At 58.7% G+C, this 12,453-nt stretch carries 13 protein-coding genes; 8 read left to right on the top strand and 5 right to left on the bottom strand.

Annotation, left to right across the window (positions count from 1 at the left end):
• Positions 1-68 precede the first annotated feature (68 nt).
• The 5 genes from pstS to EX00_RS27275 form a co-directional block, all read right to left on the bottom strand.
• Entirely contained in the window at positions 69-1,040 is a 972-nt protein-coding gene (gene pstS / locus EX00_RS27295; protein WP_234709127.1) for a phosphate ABC transporter substrate-binding protein PstS, read from the bottom strand.
• A 335-nt stretch (positions 1,041-1,375) separates the two neighbouring features.
• A complete protein-coding gene (locus EX00_RS27290; RefSeq protein WP_047464939.1) occupies positions 1,376-1,720 on the bottom strand; it encodes a cupin domain-containing protein in 345 nt (114 codons plus the stop codon).
• A gap of 84 nt (positions 1,721-1,804) precedes the next feature.
• Complete coding sequence (locus EX00_RS27285) at positions 1,805-2,872, bottom strand: D-alanine--D-alanine ligase family protein (protein WP_047464936.1); 1,068 nt, start codon at positions 2,870-2,872, stop codon at positions 1,805-1,807.
• A 109-nt stretch (positions 2,873-2,981) separates the two neighbouring features.
• Positions 2,982-4,265, bottom strand: a complete 1,284-nt coding sequence (locus tag EX00_RS27280; RefSeq protein WP_047464934.1) for an O-acetylhomoserine aminocarboxypropyltransferase — start codon at positions 4,263-4,265, stop codon at positions 2,982-2,984.
• A gap of 171 nt (positions 4,266-4,436) precedes the next feature.
• Positions 4,437-4,865: a CoA-binding protein gene (locus tag EX00_RS27275; protein WP_047464931.1), complete on the bottom strand. Its 429-nt coding sequence runs from the start codon at positions 4,863-4,865 to the stop codon at positions 4,437-4,439.
• A gap of 113 nt (positions 4,866-4,978) precedes the next feature.
• Here EX00_RS27275 and EX00_RS27270 point away from each other — a divergent pair, with 113 nt between their 5' ends.
• The 8 genes from EX00_RS27270 (at position 4,979) to EX00_RS27235 (ending at position 12,433) form a co-directional block, all read left to right on the top strand.
• Positions 4,979-5,305, top strand: coding sequence for a hypothetical protein (locus EX00_RS27270; protein ID WP_047464929.1), 327 nt, complete (start codon positions 4,979-4,981; stop codon positions 5,303-5,305).
• Between the two features lie 894 nt (positions 5,306-6,199).
• A complete protein-coding gene (locus EX00_RS27265; protein WP_047464927.1) occupies positions 6,200-7,036 on the top strand; it encodes an EamA family transporter in 837 nt (278 codons plus the stop codon).
• Positions 7,037-7,275: 239 nt separating this feature from the next.
• Positions 7,276-7,740, top strand: a complete 465-nt coding sequence (gene rplM, locus EX00_RS27260) for a 50S ribosomal protein L13 (protein ID WP_007692724.1) — start codon at positions 7,276-7,278, stop codon at positions 7,738-7,740.
• A gap of 2 nt (positions 7,741-7,742) precedes the next feature.
• Positions 7,743-8,210: a 30S ribosomal protein S9 gene (rpsI, locus tag EX00_RS27255; RefSeq protein ID WP_037194169.1), complete on the top strand. Its 468-nt coding sequence runs from the start codon at positions 7,743-7,745 to the stop codon at positions 8,208-8,210.
• Positions 8,211-8,231: 21 nt separating this feature from the next.
• On the top strand, positions 8,232-8,633 hold the full coding sequence (locus EX00_RS27250) for a hypothetical protein (protein ID WP_234709119.1): 402 nt from the start codon (positions 8,232-8,234) through the stop codon (positions 8,631-8,633).
• Positions 8,634-8,707: 74 nt separating this feature from the next.
• Positions 8,708-9,661, top strand: coding sequence for an agmatinase (gene speB / locus EX00_RS27245; protein WP_047464924.1), 954 nt, complete (start codon positions 8,708-8,710; stop codon positions 9,659-9,661).
• Between the two features lie 86 nt (positions 9,662-9,747).
• A complete protein-coding gene (gene argC / locus EX00_RS27240; RefSeq protein ID WP_047464921.1) occupies positions 9,748-10,680 on the top strand; it encodes an N-acetyl-gamma-glutamyl-phosphate reductase in 933 nt (310 codons plus the stop codon).
• A gap of 379 nt (positions 10,681-11,059) precedes the next feature.
• Positions 11,060-12,433, top strand: coding sequence for a tlde1 domain-containing protein (locus tag EX00_RS27235; protein WP_047465196.1), 1,374 nt, complete (start codon positions 11,060-11,062; stop codon positions 12,431-12,433).
• Positions 12,434-12,453 lie beyond the last annotated feature (20 nt).

Genomic DNA, 12,453 nt, shown 5'->3' with positions numbered 1-12,453 from the left:
CCCTTGTCCTGTCACGAAAGGCGGACAGGGGCATACCCTGTCCGCCGTAACTTCTCAGCTAGCACAAATTACTTCGCGCCAAAGTCCTTCGTCCAGGACTTCTCAACAACCGCGGCAACACTCTCCGGGATAGCAAGATAGGACAGGGCGGTCGCGTCCTTCTGGCCGTGTTCATAGGACCACTTGAAGAACTTCAGCGCTTCTTCGTTGACAGCAGGATCGGCCGGCTTCTTGTAGAGCAGAACCCAGGTCGAAGCTGCAATCGGCCAGCTCTGGTCGCCCGGCTGATTGGTGATGATCAGGTTGAAGTTCTTGGCATTGGCCCAATCGGCGTTGGAAGCAGCAGCCTTGAATGTGTCGAGGCTCGGCTCGATAACCTTGCCGGCAGCATTCTTCATCTTCGCAAAACCGATGTGGTTGGCGATGACGTAGGAATATTCAACGTAGGAGATCGAACCAGCTGTCTGGTTGACAGTGGTGGAAACACCTTCGGAACCCTTGGCGCCGAAGCCGACCGGCCATTCAACCGCCGTGTTCGAACCAACCTTTTCCTTCCACTCCGGCGAAACCTTCGCCAGGTAGTCGGTGAAGTTGAAGGTCGTGCCCGAGCTGTCGGCGCGATAAACGACGGAGATCGGCGTGGAAGGCAGCTTAACGTCGGGGTTGAGGGCCTTGATGGCCGCATCGTCCCACTTGGCGATCTTGCCGAGGAAGATGTCGGACAGTGTCTTGCCGTCGAGAACGAGTTCGCCCGGCTTCACGCCTTCAACGTTATAGGAAACGACGATACCGCCGGAGATCATCGGGAACTGGGCAATGCCGTTCTTCTCGAGGTCAGCGTCGCTCATCGGCTTGTCCGAAGCGCCGAACACGATGGTCTTGTCGAGGAGCTGCTTGATGCCGGCGCCCGAACCGACCGACTGATAATTGACGACATTGTTCGTCGCGGCCTTATAGCCTTCAGCCCACTTGGACAGAACCGGCGCGATGAAGCTCGAGCCAGCGCCCGTGATGTCGGCAGCCGAGGCCGAAACGGACATGGCAGCGATGAAGCCCGCCGTCAGGCAAAGCGAACGAAATTTCTGGTTCAGCATGTTAGACTCACTTCCTCAAGTGATGAAAGGATGGCGAGCAGGAGTCTGGCGCGGGGTGTCCCATCGGTTGGTAACGCCCACCTGAATCTCCTGGCGACAGTGATGCGTCTAAAGGCGCAGTGTTTCAGTTTGATGACAGTTTGGTGAAAGCCCGGTGACACAACCTGTGGCAATGGAAACGGCCGCCCCGAGGACCGCATGAAAAAGACCGGCGCGCATTGATTCGACACCGGTCTTCATGTTTTGATTCAACTGGCTTCGCGACGGAATCCGAAGCGCTTTCAGAGGCGGATCACATAGTCCTTGCGAGTCGTTTCAATGACTTCCCAGGTCCCCTTGAAGCCGGGCCTTAGAATCATCCGGTCGCCGGCACGCAGGTGAAAAGTCTCGCCATTCTCGGCAGTTACCACCGAATGGCCGGAGAGGATGTGGAAATATTCCCACTCGTCATAGACGATCTTCCATTTGCCCGGCGTCGCCTCCCAGATGCCCGCATAGAGCCCGCCATCGGCCTCCTCGGCATTCCAGGTGCGAAATTCCGGCGCTCCGGAAATGACCCGATCCTCGGCCGGCGCGCCCGTTTCCGGTTCGATGCCGGCGGTATCCAATCGTAAATATGTTGTCATAAATCCCTCATGCCGAGCTCGAAACGGGCTGTCGTAATGTCTCGCATCTGGTCAACTCCGCGACGTTGAAGAACAACAATCCGGTTATCGCCCGCCTCTTGCAAGCCCGTGTTCGATCAGCCGGTCGACGAGCACTGGATAGGAAATCCCGCTCGCTTCCATGGCCTTGGGATACATGCTGATATTGGTGAAGCCCGGCATCGTGTTGACCTCGTTCACCACCATGCTCATGTCCGGCCTTACGAAGAAATCGACACGCGCGAGACTTTCGCAGCCCAATGCACGAAACGCATCCTGCGAGAGCTCGCGAAGACGCTGGGTCAGATCGGCAGGCAATTCTGCCGGCACGCGAGTCACGGCGCCATCTTCATCGATATATTTTGCTTCATAGGTATAGAAGCTGTGGTCCTGGCCGGTGACGATCTCGCCCGGCAGGGAAACAAACAGCGTCCCATCGGTCTGCTCCAGGACGGCGCATTCGATTTCACGCGCCTTGACGAACTCCTCTATCAGAACCTTGTCGTCATGCTTGAACGCTTCGACGAGCGCTGCTCGAAATTCGTCGGCGTTCGCCGCCTTGCTGACGCCGACGGAAGAGCCCTGTCGCACCGGCTTGACAAAGATCGGCGATCCCAACTTGCTCGCCGCCTCTTCAAACGAAGGGTGATCGCCAGGTCTGACGGTGATCGAACGGGCAACCGGCAGGCCGGCGTCGCGCAGCAGGCGCTTGGCGATATCCTTGTCGATGGCGGTTGCCGATCCAAGGATGCCACAGCCGACCAAGGGAACGCCGATCATACGGGCGAGGCCCTGGATGGAGCCATCCTCGCCATAGAGACCGTGCAGGACCGGGAACAGGATATCTATCGCCGGCAACTCTCGCGGCCCGGCCGGATCGCTGACAGCAAGAATCCGGCCCTTGCCGCCCGGCAGCAGGCAGACTTCAAGACCAGCATAAGCGACTGGGTCAGGCAGAGAGCTCCCTTCCAGATCGATCAGCAACCATCGTCCATCACGGCTTATGACGATCGGCACGATCTCGTATTTCTCGACATCGATTGCTTTTATGACGTTGCGGGCGGACAGGAGGGAAACATCGTGTTCTGAGGACTGTCCGCCAAAGAGGACCGCTACGCGCAATCTTGAGGTCATGGTTTTCTGGAGCTCACCGTTTCAATTCGTCGCTAAAGTTGTAGCGGACCAATTGCAACGAAATTGCGATCTCCACGAGGCCGTAAACCGAGAAAGTGGTTGGCGCGCGTCAAACCTTCGCCAGGGCCTGCTCCAGATCGGCGATGATGTCCTTCACATCCTCGATGCCGATCGACAGCCGCACGACGTCAGGACCGGCACCGGCGCCAATCTTCTGCTCGTCGGTGAGCTGTTTGTGCGTTGTGGAGGCCGGGTGGATGACCAGCGAGCGCGTGTCGCCGATATTGGCGAGATGGGAGAAGAGTTCCAGGGCTTCCACGAAGCCCTTGCCCGCCTCATAGCCGCCCTTCAGGCCGAAGGTGAAGACGGAGCCCGCGCCCTTCGGCGAATAGCGCTGTTGCAGCGCATGGTTCGGGTGATCCTCCAGGCCGGCATAATTCACCCAGGCCACCTTGTCCTGCCCCTTCAGCCAGCGTGCGACCGTAATCGCATTGTCGGAATGGCGCTGCATGCGCAGCGGCAGTGTTTCGATGCCGGTCAGGATCAGGAAGGCGTTGAAGGGGGAAATAGCGGGGCCGAGATCACGCAGGCCAAGGACCCGGCAGGCGATGGCGAACGCGAAATTGCCAAAGGTCGCGTGCAGCACAATGCCATTATATTCCGGCCTCGGCGTCGACAGCATTGGATAGTTGCCCGACGCGGACCAGTCGAAGGTGCCGCCGTCGATGATGATGCCGCCCATGGAATTGCCGTGACCGCCGATGAATTTGGTCAGGGAATGCACGACGATATCGGCGCCATGCTCCAGCGGCCGGATGAGATAGGGGCTTGCCAAGGTATTGTCGACGATCAGCGGCAGGCCATGCTTGCGAGCGATCGCCGCGATCGCCGCGATATCCACGAAAGTGCCGCCGGGATTGGCGAGACTTTCAATGAAGATGGCGCGGGTGCGTCCGTCGATTTGTGCTTCGAACGTGGCGGGATCATCGGAATCAGCCCAGCGAACATGCCAATCGAAATTCTGGAAGGAATGGCCGAACTGATTGATCGAGCCGCCGTAGAGCCGCTTGGCCGCGACGAAATTGTCGCCCGGCTGCATGATAGTGTGGAAAACGATCATTTGAGCGGCATGGCCGGAGGCAACGGCAAGGCCCGCCGTGCCGCCTTCGAGGGCCGCCACCCTCTCCTCCAGCACCGCCTGGGTTGGGTTCATGATGCGGGTATAGATATTGCCGAACTGCTGCAGCCCGAAGAGCGCTGCGGCATGATCCGCATCCTGGAAGACGAAGGAGGTGGTCTGGTAAATCGGCGTCGCGCGGGCACCCGTCGTCGGGTCCGGCTGCGCGCCCGCATGGATCGCCAGTGTGTCGAAACCCGGATTGTTCGTCGCCATGATCTTTCCTCCCGTCAACATTATTATCGCGATGACAGGATCATAGCGCCTCGGATCTGAAAGGTAACCGCGAAGATTTCCAAGCTCTTCCTCTTACAGGAAAAACTTGCTCTCTTTCGTTGATATCACGCGACAAATGGCCAGTGCTCGTGGATGAGCGTTATGCCTGCGTCAGGCGACCAGTCGCGGATATTCGATGGCCGGGCAGCGGTCCATGATGACCTTGACACCGGCCGCTTCCGCCCTCGCCGCAGCAGCATCGTCACGCACGCCGAGCTGGCCCCAGATGACTGGCGGGCGCGGCTCGATCATGATCGTCTCCTCGACCACCGATCGCAGATATTCCGGCGCGCGAAAGACATCGACCATGTCCACCGGCTCCGGGATGTCGGATAGATGGCCGAAGACCCATTGGCCGAGGATCTCCTTGCCGGCCTGTCCGGGATTGACCGGAATGACGCGATAGCCCCGCGCCAACAGATAGGCCATGACGCCGTTGCTCGGACGCTCGGGATTGGGTGATGCGCCGACGAGCGCGATGGTGCGCACGGACAAAAGGATATCGGCGATATAGGAATCATCATAACGGTCGTGGTTCATCACGGAGCCTCCCCATTCGATCACACTTGTGTTTTGTCACAAATCCGGAAGCCAAAGCTTCGCTTTTGGATGTATATATAAGGATTATAACAGTTTCAGGGAGGATTGCCCCGATGAAAAAAATCATCCTGCTGGGCTTGCTGATCACCTCGGCCACCACGCCGGCATTGGCGATATCACGCTACAATGCAATGTCCTTCACCTGCGCCGAGGCCAGGGCAATCATCAACCGCGAACGGGCCGTCATCATGCGATATCCATCCACGAGGGTCCGCAACATGACGCTCTACGATCGCTACGTCTCGGATAGCAATGCCTGCAATGCCGGCTACTATGCCTATCAGGACTACATGCCGACCAAAGACCGGGCCAATTGCCCCGTCTATACCTGCCGACCATCAACCGACTTCGACGACGACGATATTTTCCTTCGGCGATGAAAAATTTTTATCGCCGATAAGATTAATCGCAACCCCTGCAAGCATCTGATTGCTCCGAATCTTTCTCTCTATTTGTTTCCGCGCCCGGATTCGAATCAGGTCGGCCGCTGTCGCCATACCTGGCCTGTCGCAACGTAAAATAGTTTCTGGCGCATAGGATTTTTGGGGTCGCGCCCAAAGCGCTTTCAATCACGCCCGTTCCAGTTGGCGGGTTGTGTTCTCATGAAATGCGATTTTTGTTCACTATTCATTCAGAGGTGAATTAGTGAAATCTTATAATGAGTTACAGAATGAGGCCCGATTGCGAACGGACGATATATGCTATCACATGAATTTACTGCGAAAAAAGAGCGTGGTTAAAAATCACTTATTCTACAATAAATATTACTTTTTGTTGTCTCAGTTGAGAATGCTAGTTGATTTCTCTAGAAAAAGCCAGCGTCGCGCCGATATGTTATTGCGCTTGAGTTTTGCCCGCATCTATCTCCGCTTACCGCCTTTCATGCCTCGGCATACGTGTCATTCTCCAGACGACGGAGACCGGACGAAGCCGGATCGCCAAATTGATTAACGCTATTTCTCTTCGGTATTTTCACAGCGCTTTGAGCACCCATCGACGACGGCCGCCACAATGCGTTCACTCGACATCCAATTTTTGTTCTCGCTTCATACCCACATGCATTAGAAACACCTCATAGTTGAGTATCGAAAATAGAACGGATAGGAAACGACGGAGCCGGCGTATTTTCCGCCGATCGATAGCGCGGCAATATGGTCGACAAACCATGGACCGGCTTATCTGTTGCTTTTTGGTGCATTGAGGATCAAATGGCGGCGCGATAACCACAAATTATCAAGTTTTTGCCCGCTAGCGCCTATTTCCTTGAGGTTTCCGTGTCTCTTGACGTCGTCGCTCTTGTCCTTTTCGGCGCCCTGCTGCACGCGACCTGGAATGCGATCATCAAGGCCGGCACTGACAAGTCGCTCGATGCGGCATTGGTTTCGGCCGGCGGCGCGGCGACGGCCCTGCCCTTCCTAGCATTTCTGCCGCTGCCAGCCTCCGCCGCGTGGCCGTTCATCGGCGCGTCGGCGATCCTGCAGTTCGCCTATTTCCAGCTGGTGGCCGCCGCCTATCGCGCCGGCGATATCGGCCTCGTCTACCCCCTGATGCGCGGCGTTGCGCCGATGATCATCGCGGCGACCAGCGGCTTCATCCTCAAGGAGAGCCTGTCGGGCGGCGCCGTACTCGGCATCATGACCATCTGCGCAGGCATCATGACGCTGGCCTTCGAAGCGCGTAAGGGCGGGCGGACAGCCATCAAGCTCGCGCTTTCCAATTCCGTGGTGATCGCCACCTATACCTATGTCGACGGCATCGGCGCGCGGCTATCGGGCAACTCCATATCCTATACGCTATGGATGTCGCTTCTGCCGCCGGTACTCCTGTTCGCCTGGGCGATCTCGCAGCGCGGCGTGAACGCCGTGACCGCCCATGTCCGCTATAATTGGTGGCGCGGCCTGATCGGCGGCGCCGGCTCCATCGCATCCTATGGCCTGGCGTTATGGGCGATGACAAAGGCGCCCGTCGCCACCGTCGCGGCACTGCGGGAAACCTCGATCCTGTTTGCGCTGGTGATTTCCGTGGTCATTCTAAAAGAGCGGTCGAGCATCTGGCGCTACATCGCCGGCGCGATCATTGCCGCGGGCGTTCTGATTCTGAAGCTGGTTTGAGGCCAAAAAGTATGTGGTATATAAATACCCTATAGGTAACATGCTGATTTTGCTTTGTGATTTTTACAAGTGTCAAAATCGATCATATTGACCTTCTTGCACATTCTCTCTATAAGCCGCCCCAGATCACAGCCTTTCCGGGCCGTTTTCTTTTTTGGCGTTCGTTTCGCTCGCCAAACCAAGCAACAAGAAACGCCCTGATGCCCTCGGGTCCAGGGTCCTAAAAGAGAGTATACAACATGGCAACCTTCTCCCAGAAGCCTGCAGAGGTGGAGAAGAAGTGGATTCTCATCGACGCCGAAGGGCTTGTCGTTGGTCGTCTCGCTTCTATCATCGCTATGCGTCTGCGTGGCAAGCATAAGGCTACCTTTACGCCGCACGTCGACGACGGCGACAACGTCATCGTTATCAATGCCGACAAGATCGTTCTGACCGGCAAGAAGTACGAAGACAAGGTTTACTACTGGCACACCGGTTATGCCGGCGGCATCAAGGAGCGTACCGCTCGTCAGATCATCGAAGGCCGCTTCCCGGAGCGCGTCGTCGAAAAGGCTGTCGAACGCATGGTTCCCCGCGGCCCGCTCGGCCGTCGCCAGATGAAGAACCTGCGCGTCTACGCCGGCTCCAACCATCCCCATGAAGCGCAGCAGCCAGTCGTTCTCGACGTGGCCAAGCTGAACAAGAAGAACGTAAGGAGCGCCTGATAATGGCTGATCTCTCTTCCCTGAAGGATCTCGGCACGGTATCGGAAGCAGCTGCTCCCGTTCACGTCCGCAAGGTTGACTCGCTCGGTCGCTCCTACGCGACCGGCAAGCGCAAGGACGCAGTTGCCCGCGTTTGGCTCAAGGCCGGCTCTGGCAAGATCATCGTCAACGGCAAGGACTACACGGCTTATTTCGCCCGTCCGGTCCTCCAGATGATTCTGCGCCAGCCGATCTTCGCTGCTGCCCGCGATGGCCAGTTCGACATCATTGCCACCGTTGCCGGTGGTGGTCTTTCCGGCCAGGCCGGTGCTGTTCGTCACGGCCTGTCCAAGGCTCTGACCTACTTCGAACCGGGCCTGCGCCCGGTCCTGAAGAAGGGCGGCTTCCTGACCCGCGACAGCCGCGTCGTCGAACGCAAGAAGTACGGCCGCGCCAAGGCTCGCCGTTCGTTCCAGTTCTCGAAGCGTTAATCGCTTATCCGAGATCGGATTTTGGAAAGGCCGGGCTTTGCCCGGCCTTTTTTGTTTTTCCTGATCTTTTTTGACGTATGCCACATCGCCATGCAGGCAAAGCGCGCATTTTATGGCAAACTCCCGCATCACCCATGGAGGAGCTTCAGGATGACACGGACGATAGCTGGATTGATCCTGGCATTTCTGCTTGTGATATCGGGCATCTCGCCTGCCCTTTCGGCGGACGCTCCGCAGCCGACAACGCAAGAGCAAGCGCAGATGGAAAGCATGAAGGAATTCATACAGGCCAATCCGGATTGCAAGGAGTTCACCGATCAATGCTCGGTCTGCACCCTCAGCGACGGAAAAGCCAAATGCTCCACGCCGAAAATCGCTTGCGTCAAGCAGGTCTACCAATGCTCAGCTCCAGCCAGCAAATAGCAAAGCCTTGCAGGCATGGATGCTTGCGCGCGTCGAGCTAGCCTGTGCTTTCAGCCTAACCGAAGGAGAAATCCGTGCCGAGCACGTCGATCGATCATGCCTTTACAACGACCAGCCTGACATCCGCCGCCAGCGACCCGACTTTCGCCGGCGCGCTCTCCTTCATGCGCCGCCGCTTCACCAAATCGCTCGAAGGCGTCGATGCCGTCGTCTGGGGCATCCCCTTCGATGCGGCCACCTCCAATCGGCCGGGAACGCGCTTCGGGCCGCAGGCAATCCGCCGCGCCTCCGCGATCTTCGACAACGACCCACAATACCCCTTCAACCGCGATCTCTTTGCCGAGATGTCCGTCATCGACTATGGCGATTGCTTGCTCGATTACGGCAATCACCAGGAGACGCCGGCGGCGATCGAAGCCCAAGCAAACACGATCCTCGACAGCGGCGCTTTTCTTCTGACGCTCGGCGGTGATCATTTCGTCACCTGGCCTTTGCTCAAAGCGCATGCCGCCAAGTATGGCCCGCTGGCGCTGGTGCAGTTCGACGCGCATCAGGATACCTGGTTCGACGATGGCAGGCGCATCGATCACGGCTCCTTCGTTGCCCGCGCCGCCCGCGATGGCCTGATCGATCCCGACCGCTCAATCCAGATCGGCATACGCACCCATGCGCCGGAGAACTACGGCATCCGGGTTCTCCATGGCCACGAGGTCGAGGATATGAGCGCCGCCGATATCGCGTCGACCATCATCACCCATACCAGGGGCGCGCCCACCTACCTGACATTCGATATCGACTGCCTCGACCCGGCCTATGCGCCGGGCACGGGGACGCCCGTGGCCGGTGGGCCGTCAAGCGCGAAAATCCTGTCGACGCTGCAGCGCCTGCATCAGCTCGATATCAGGGGCGCCGATGTCGTTGAGGTATCACCGGCCTATGACCATGCCGACATCACCGCCATTGCAGGGGCGACAGTGGCGATGTATATGCTCGGTCTTCACGCTGAAAAGCGTGCAAACGGTCGTTGAGACCAGCTGTTATCATTCTGAATCAACTTCATGGCAAACTGAGTCCGGAAACATTCTGAACCTATTGAAAGAGCAGGAATAAAGACATGGCACCGAAGATCTTCATCGATGGCGAACACGGCACCACGGGCTTGCAGATCCGCACGCGCATGGCCGACCGCCGCGACGTCGAGCTTCTGTCCATTCCGGAAGCGGAGCGCCGCAATGCCGCAATGCGCGAGGACATGCTGAACAGCGCCGACATCGCCATTCTTTGCCTGCCCGACGATGCGTCGAAGGAAGCGGTGAAGATGGTCTCGGCCAACAACAATGTCCGCGTCATCGACACCTCGACCGCCTTCCGCGTGCATCCGGATTGGGCCTATGGCTTTGCCGAAATGGACAAGGATCAGGGCGGCAAGATCACGAGCGCGCGTTTCGTCGCCAATCCTGGCTGCTATCCGACCGGCGCTATCGCCCTCATTCGGCCGCTGCGCAACGCCGGCATCTTGCCGGACGGCTATCCCGTGACTGTCAATGCCGTTTCCGGCTACACCGGCGGCGGCAAGCAGATGATCGCGCAGATGGAAAATGCCGATCATCCGGATGCGATTACCGCGCCGCATTTTCTCTACGGTCTGCCGCTGACCCATAAGCATGTGCCGGAAATGACGACGCATGGGCTGCTCGATCGCGCGCCGATCTTCTCGCCGTCGGTCGGCAAGTTCCCGCAGGGCATGATCGTGCAGGTGCCGTTGTATCTCGACGACCTCGCCGAAGGCGCGACGATGGACAGCATCCATGTCGCGCTTGCCGCGCATTTTGCCGGCCAGGACATCGTACAGGTCGTCCCGCTTGCGGACAGCCGCGCCCTGCCGCGCGTCAATGCGGTCGAACTGGCCGGCAAGGATACGATGAAGCTGTTCGTGTTCGGCACGCCGGGCACCACCCAGGTCAATCTCGTCGCCCTGCTCGACAATCTCGGCAAGGGCGCCTCGGGTGCCGCGGTCCAGAACATGGACCTGATGCTCTCCGCCTAAGACCTCTCAGCGGCACTTCCAATTTTCGGCGGTCGGGATTTCATTCCGGCCGCCGAATGCATTTTGACGATTGCCTTGCGGACAAGTGAGCTGTCTCCGCCCACACCTAATTCATCACCAAAACAAAAAAATGATTGCGTGTGATACTTACGCCACATTCACTCCCTACGGCCTGCACCAACCATTTCGGGACACTGCGGCTACGGTCATGGCTCATAAAGCAATTTTCAGGATCGAGCCGGCGTAAAGGAATTGGTTACCATAATTCGGCATGCTTTCCGACAGCCGGCAGAGTGGCGTCCGGACGCAGATTACGCGTCCCGGCACGGATACCTTTGTGAGCCGGCATGGTGCGTATGTAGTTTGGATCAAGAGTATCATGGCGTTTGCGGCCGAGACGTTCGGTAACATCAATTCCCGTTCCGGGCCTGCTTTGCGCCGGAACAAATCCTCCGGGATCAGTCCCGGCACCGTCGTCACCGGTATCTCGGTGGTGGTTTTCGCCTGGGTAGCGGCGACCCTGATCACCACGCAATCGATGGTCCTGTCCCTGCCTGGCGCGAATATGTCGGCGATAGATTCGTTCACGCCGAGGGCATCTGCTTTCATCGTGCCGCAAAGCCATCTGACACGCCCTGCCCGCCTGGCGAGCCAGACCTTGCCGATGCACCAGCCAAGTCACGCAAGCAGCGTGCCGGCCGACGCGCCGATCGGCGGGGCCGGATATACGGCGACTAGGGACGTCGTCGTACAGCCCAAGGCAACCGCTGCCGATGCGATGCGGGCACAGCTTGCAAGCGCCCTTGCGCAGCAGGCCTCCGAGTTTCGACAGGCGCAGGCTTCGGCGTCAAGCATCAAGGGCAACCGTCCGGTCATAGCGGCGTCGCCCGCCGCAATCGACCATCTGCGCAAGGTGATCGCTCTCAACTTCGCCAGCACAGTGCAATCGCTGATGCAGGTCAGATATGCCGCCGCATCCTTGCCGACGGCCGCGCCGGCAAACGCCGCCCCGCGGCCGGTTGAAATTGCTTCCGCTGCTCCCCTTGCCGGCGCGCCGGCTGAGGTCGATGCCGTACCGCTTCCTGCAAAGGACACCGATCTGCCTGTCGCAGAGACCTTGCCGGTCGCCGCGAACCTGCCGAGCGTGATACCGCTTTCCCGCCCGGAACATGTAGTGGAAAGGGCGCCCGTTGTCGCCTCGGCTGCGCCTGTCAGGTCCCGCAGTGACGACACGGTTGTCGCCGCACCGCCCGCGCGTCCGATGGCCTACGCCAAGACGGACGACGATGAAACCAGGCCGAAACCCTTCCTCAACCCCTTCGCGGCCATCAGCCCGCGCGGCGGCAAAGGCACCGCCATCTACGATATCTCGGCTGGAACCGTCTATCTGCCGAGCGGCGAACGCCTCGAAGCGCATTCCGGCCTCGGCCACATGCGTGACAATCCCCGCTATGTCGACCGCAAAAACACCGGCCCGACGCCGCCTGAAACTTATGACCTGACATATAGGGAAAGTCTGTTCCATGGCGTTCAGGCGCTGCGCCTGACACCCACGAACGGCGCCCGCGTCTATGGCCGCGACGGCTTGCTCACTCACTCATACATGCTCAGAGGAGGCCGCGGCGAATCGAACGGCTGCGTGGTCTTTAAGGATTACGCCCGCTTCCTGGCTGCCTTCAAGCGCGGCGAATTCAAACGCATACAGGTGGTGGCGCGTCTGTCGTCTGCGCCCAGCAATATTGCGTCGCGCTGAAGCTTTGCGAAACAAGAGGG

Origin of the sequence: Martinezella rhizogenes (genome assembly GCF_000799715.1) — a bacterium.
Lineage (GTDB): Bacteria > Pseudomonadota > Alphaproteobacteria > Rhizobiales > Rhizobiaceae > Rhizobium > Rhizobium rhizogenes_C.
This window is presented reverse-complemented; position numbering and strand designations above follow the sequence as displayed.